The 5,899-nt window shown below is 42.3% G+C and carries 5 protein-coding genes and 1 pseudogene; all 6 read left to right on the top strand.

Annotated elements, in window-relative coordinates; genetic code table 11:
• Nucleotides 1–344 (top strand): DHHA1 domain-containing protein (locus tag Q0340_RS05675; protein WP_298082509.1); only part of this gene is annotated, 344 nt, incomplete at its 5' end.
• A complete protein-coding gene (locus tag Q0340_RS05680) occupies nucleotides 341–850 on the top strand; it encodes a hypothetical protein (RefSeq protein WP_295151458.1) in 510 nt (169 codons plus the stop codon). The genes Q0340_RS05675 and Q0340_RS05680, both read left to right, overlap by 4 nt.
• Complete coding sequence (maf, locus tag Q0340_RS05685) at nucleotides 850–1,395, top strand: septum formation inhibitor Maf (protein ID WP_298082510.1); 546 nt, start codon at nucleotides 850–852, stop codon at nucleotides 1,393–1,395. Before Q0340_RS05680 ends, maf begins: the two co-directional genes overlap by 1 nt.
• Nucleotides 1,389–3,299, top strand: coding sequence for a PBP1A family penicillin-binding protein (locus Q0340_RS05690; RefSeq protein ID WP_298082511.1), 1,911 nt, complete (start codon nucleotides 1,389–1,391; stop codon nucleotides 3,297–3,299). Before maf ends, Q0340_RS05690 begins: the two co-directional genes overlap by 7 nt.
• 144 nt (nucleotides 3,300–3,443) lie before the next feature.
• Nucleotides 3,444–4,094, top strand: a complete 651-nt coding sequence (locus Q0340_RS05695) for a hypothetical protein (protein ID WP_298082512.1) — start codon at nucleotides 3,444–3,446, stop codon at nucleotides 4,092–4,094.
• An 835-nt stretch (nucleotides 4,095–4,929) separates the two neighbouring features.
• Nucleotides 4,930–5,899 (top strand): annotated as a pseudogene (locus tag Q0340_RS05700) (nitric-oxide reductase large subunit); the annotation flags it as partial.

Consider the following 5,899-nt stretch of genomic DNA (forward strand, 5'->3'; position numbering starts at 1 on the left):
CAAGCAGTTCTCATGCACTGGCTTTTCTAAATGTCGGTGATACTAAACTTTGCGTAGCCTCGGTCGAAAGCGGTGATATAAAAACTATGATAGATGAGTTTAAAAATAGCCACGAAAAGGCGGCGATAATGCTGATGCAAGTAGGCACCGACGGCAAAATTTCAATCGCGGCAGGCGTTAAAAACGCGCCGATCAAAGCTGGCGAATGGGTTAAGCTCGCGGCGCAAATTTTAGGCGGCGGCGGCGGCGGACGCGATGATTTTGCGACCGCAGGCGGCAAGGACGTGCTAAAAATCGAAGAAGCGATCAAAGAGGCGATCTCTTACGCAAAAGGTAAAATTTGAACGAAATCGATACCGGCTTCATCAAAGCCTCGCAAATTTTGCCGCTGATTCACATTTTAAGCGTGATTTTTTTGGTCTGCGCGCAGATCTGCGTATTTTTGATCGCGCGGATTTTTATGAATTTAAGCAGTAAAAGTCAAGCGGATGCGAAGGATGTAAAATTTACAGAAATTTTACGATATATGAAACGCTATGAGCAGTTCTTTGCGCTATTTTTGGTGATCGTTTGCGTAAGTGGATTTTTTCTTGCGGACGGCGGAGGTTTTAAATTTTCAGATCCTATGGTAAAAGGCGCGATTGCCACGCTGTGGGCTGGCGCCGGCTTTATACTACTAAATTTTATCTACATGCATTATAAAATTTCATCTTTGAAGCGAGCTTTGGATGCGGGAGATGAGCTTGAGGCGAATGAGCATTTAATCATCGTCGTTAAATATTTCATCCCGCTAAATATCGTAGTCACGCTGATTTGCGTTTATTTGGGCGTGACGGTGGGCGAGTTTTGATGATCTATTTAGCTTCCAGCTCGCCTACTAGGGCGCAAATTCTAAAGGATAACGGCGTAGAATTTACGCAAATTCCTTTTAATTTCGACGAAAGCGGCATTAGCAAGGACGATGCACGCACCTATGCTTACCGCATTGTCTTGGCCAAGAAAACGCAGTTTTTTAAAATTTATAAAAATTATGATAGAGTGCTGTTTGCCGATAGCTCTGTGCTTGCCGGCGGCGAAATTTTAGGCAAGGCGCGGGATGAAGCGGACGCGTTAAGGATGCTGCGGGCTCAAAGCGGTGCTAGCTGCGCTGTTTATACTGCGATGATTTTTTGCAGTAAGGCGCTAGAACTTTCGGCACTTAGCGTCGCAAGCTTTGAATTTGCAGAATTTAATGAAGCAGATTTAAAAGGCTATATCACTAGCGGCGATTGGCGCGGCAAGGCGGGTGCGATGAGTATCGAAGGCTTTAACGAAAAATATATCAAAAGCTCGCGTGGGTCAAAATTCACGGCGATGGGGCTTGATCTGGAAAATTTAAAGAGGTTTGTATGGTAAGAGTTTTATTTAGTTTTATTACGGTTTGTGCGTTTGCCGCAGGCGGGATTTTTTTGTATTTTTACTCGCAAATCCGCTTAGAATCGGACTCTATCATCGATTATCATCCCGAGCTTACGACTAAAATTTATGACCGCAACGGCAATTTGATAGCCAATGTTTTTAATGAACAAAATAGAATTTACGTAAAATTCGACGAGATTCCAGGCCGCGTAATCGAGGCGCTCGTAGCTATCGAGGATACGGCGTTTTTCGAACACGGCGGCGTGAATGTCGAGGCGATTTTTAGGGCGATTATTAAGGATGTCAAAGCGATGAAATTCGTCGAAGGGGCTTCTACGATTACGCAGCAGATCACGCGAAATTTAGTTCTTTCGAGCGAAAAGAAGCTTGATCGCAAGATCAAAGAAGCGATCCTATCGCTTAAGATAGAAAATGCTCTAAGCAAGGAACAAATTCTAGAGCGTTACTTTAACGAAGTGTATTTTGGGCACGGATATTACGGCATTCGCACGGCGGCTTTGGGATATTTCAAAAAGGATTTGCAAGATTTAAGCCTTAAAGAGATCGCGATTTTAGTGGGTTTGCCGAAAGCTCCTAGCAGCTTTGATCCTACTAAGCACCTGGATTTGTCGCTTTCGCGTGCCAATAACGTGATTTATAGGATGCATGAGCTCGGCTGGATAAATAAGACCGAATATGAGCTTGCGATGAACGAACAGCCTACGATCTACAACGAAACGCTCACGCAAAACGTAGCGCCGTATGCCGTAGATGAGATCATAAAAGAAGCGGAAAAAATTCTACCGGACGTCCGCACGGGCGGATACCGCATAGATACGAGCCTTGATTTAAAGGCGCAAGCGATGGCGCAAGAGGCATTAGTTTTCGGCTACAATGAAATTTTAAAGCGCAACAAAGACGCTAATGCAAGCAACGTAAACGGCGCTATGGTCGTCACGCATCCGCAAAACGGCGAAATTTTAGCCTTAGTAGGCGGCGTGGATTACGCGAAATCAAATTTCAATCGCGCCAGCCAATCCCAGCGCCAAACCGGCTCCAGCTTCAAGCCTTTCGTCTATCAAATCGCCCTTGATATGGGCTACTCGACGATGACCGAAGTTCCCGATATAGCTAGAGAATTCGACGATGGTAGCGATAAAACGTGGAAGCCGAAAAATTACGATAAGACTTACAGCGGCTACATCACGATCAAAGAAGCTTTAACGCGCTCGCGCAACCTTGCCTCGATCAATCTGATGCAATCTATCGGCGTTGATCGTGCGGTAAAAAAGCTGGGCGAGTTCGGCTTTAAAAACGTCCCGCCCGCCCTGTCGGTGGCTATCGGCAGCTACGGAATTTCGCCGCTTGAATACTCCACGATGTATTCGATGTTTCCGGGGCTTGGGATTACTGCAAAATCAAAATTTATCGTTTCGATTACCGATAAGGACGGCAAAACTCGCTTTATCGAGCCTGAGCGCCGCCGCGTGCTGCGCCCTGAACAGGCATATCTGATGACTACGCTGCTAAAAAATATCGTGCAGCGCGGCACCGGTACTCGCGCACGCGTACAGGGCATCGACATAGCGGGCAAAACAGGCACCTCAAACGATAGCATAGATGCGTGGTTTTGCGGCTTTACGCCGGATTTGCAGATCATCATCTGGTACGGCAACGACGATTATAAACCTATGCGAAAGGTCGAGGGCGGCGGTCGTACCGCAGCACCGGTGTTTGCAAAATTTTTAGATGCCTATTTAAAAGAATATCCGCAAACCAAGCGCAACTTCACCGTCCCGGACGGCGTTTTTAGCCGCCAATACAACGGCAAGGAGGAGTATTACACTAAAATTTCGCCGCTTCCTAAACCTCGCGAAAGTAGTAGCGACGGATCGTTTTAAATTTAGAGCAAATCCAAATTTGATCCACTTTCGGAAGCCCTTACATAGATTGCGTTTATTAAGCACAATATAAATATGCTAATTTATAGTTTGTTTAAGGTAGTAGGCAATAAAATGCGTAATCATTTTATTTAGGGGTCAAGATTGCAGGATTTAGAATTTGAAAGCAAAAAGATAAGAATAGAAAATACTCGTATAAAATTCGGTAAATTTTTTACGAAATTGTGTTTTATATATTTTTTATATTCCCTTAGCGCCTTTATAATTCCTAAAAATATTTTAGATATTTCTCCTGTGTGCTTAAATTTCGTAAATTTTATGAAAAGTTATTTTCCAAATATCGAAATTATTGGTAGTATTAGCCCATACACCCAACTTTCGGAATTTTACGTTAGTATTATGTGGGTATACGGGATTATTATTTTTGCGGTTTCTAGCTTATATTCATTGGTTTATTATATTTACTTTTGTAGATATGATAATGATTTTATCTTGGTTTCAAAAAAGAAGCGTGAAAACGATTGCCCGTTTTTGTTGCTTCCATTTATGTTCGGTCTCGGTATTTTTATGTTTGAGGTTTATTATACCGGATATTTTGCAAGCAGCGGTATAAGCATAAGAACAAGCCATTTTATGCCGGAATTTCAAAGTAGATTTTCAATTTTTGGATATATCATTTTCTTTCAATCCGGTTTTTCTCTTTCGGGTTCCGTAATATTAATGTCTACATTCGAATTTATTTACAAAATATATTTCTATTTAAAAGGAGTGAAAGATGCAGAGCAAAGTCAATGAAAAGAGCGGCGTATTGAATTAAAAATTTGGAGTATTATCGTATGAAATTTCAAAGTTATAAATCGGAAATGCCTCTTTTTATGATCAAAGATTATTGGACTAAAATCAGCACAAATGCTATTTAATATTAGCTGTATTTTTAGTTATATTTCTATTTTTCTGCAGAGGAAGTGCTTGGGTATATCAATTTTTAGGAGCCATTACTTTTTTGGTGGGAATTTTATTTATTAATAAACATAAATTTTTAAATTTCCATTCCGATAGAATAGAATATAATTCTTTATGCAAAAATTATAACGATGTATATTCGGTACATAAAAGTGTAAAGGCTTCTAATTTCGATAAAATCGCTATTTATAAATTTTCTGGACTCGTGATTGAAGACGCTTGCAAATACAATGCCAATATAACTAGGTTTAAAAAATTTCTCTTGCTAATTTTATCGTACGCTTTGCATCCGATAAATCTTCTTTGCTTCGGTGTACTTAAAATTTTAATAAGAATAGATAGCATAAATTTAAATGTTCTAATTTTATTAGATAGTACTCATAGTAATTATTTTGCCATTCCGCTAACTATGTTAAGTGAGTATGAACGAGTAAATTTGAAAAAGTATTTAAAAGACAAACTAAATCTAAATCTTGATAACATTGAGATCAGGGATAGATTTGTAGATATAAATTTTATATAAAATTTTCTAAAATACCTTATTCCAGTATACTTTAATAAATTTCAGCTTAAGCAGATAAATTTTATCTTTTTATTGACGAGCCTCAATGCTTATCGAAATTTAAATAGGTAAAATTCTCTCCTAATTTCAGTTAAAGGAGTGAAAATGGCAGAGTATAAAAAGCTCTGGATGACGCTTGTAGCGGTACTCATCGTGGGCTTTAGTTTCTTGGGTTTTTACGGCGGCGAGGTGTATAGGCAGTCTCCGCCGGTGGTAAAATTTACCGATGCTAGCGGAGCTGAGCTAATCAGCACCGAGCGCATTTACCGCGGGCAGGAGGCCTGGCAGAGCATCGGCGGTATGCAGGTGGGCTCGATCTGGGGTCACGGCGCGTATCAGGCGCCCGATTGGAGCGCGGATTGGCTACATAAGGAGCTGGTTGCGTTTATGGATATCAAGGCGCAGGAGCGCTTCGGCACGAAATTTGACGCTTTAAGCGATGAGCAAAAGGCGCAGATTAAGGCGCTTACCAAGGCCGAGTACCGCACCAACACCGTAAAAGACGGCACCGTCAAGCTAAGCGATGATCGCTTGAAGGCTATGGCTGTCGTAAAAGACGAGTATATGGGCGTTTTCGGAAACGATCCGCGCTTTAAAAAGCTTCGCGAGGATTACGCGATGAAGGAAAACACGCTCGCAAACGAGCAACATCGCGCCGAGCTCGTGGATTTCATCTTTTGGACTGCGTGGGCGGTTTCTACGGATCGTCCGAGCGGAGAGGCGACCTATACCAATAACTGGCCGCACGAGCCGCTAATAGACAATGTCCCTACCACGGAAAACGTCGTTTGGACGATCGCAAGTCTTGTTATTTTGCTTACCGGCATAGGCCTGCTAGTGTGGTTTGGAAATTTCTACGGCAAAAAGGACGAGGATTTCGAGGCTCCTGCGAAGCTTAGCGCCGATCCGATCGCCGCTTTGGCGCTTACGCCGTCGCAAAAGGCGCTTGGCAAATATCTTTTTGTAGCGGTTGCATTGTTTGCATTTCAGGCCTTCATCGGCGGCTTTGTTGCGCACTATACGATCGAGGGCCAGTCCTTTTTCGGGCTTGATATTTCGCAATATATCCCTTACT

Source organism: uncultured Campylobacter sp. (assembly GCF_938045595.1).
In the GTDB taxonomy this organism is placed as follows: domain Bacteria; phylum Campylobacterota; class Campylobacteria; order Campylobacterales; family Campylobacteraceae; genus Campylobacter_B.

What these genes read in the sequence shown, in the direction of transcription:
- Q0340_RS05690 (WP_298082511.1), top strand. Translation starts at nt 1,389, where the DNA reads ATGGTAAGAGTTTTATTTAGTTTTATTACGGTTTGTGCGTTTGCCGCA.
- maf (WP_298082510.1), top strand. Translation starts at nt 850, where the DNA reads ATGATCTATTTAGCTTCCAGCTCGCCTACTAGGGCGCAAATTCTAAAG.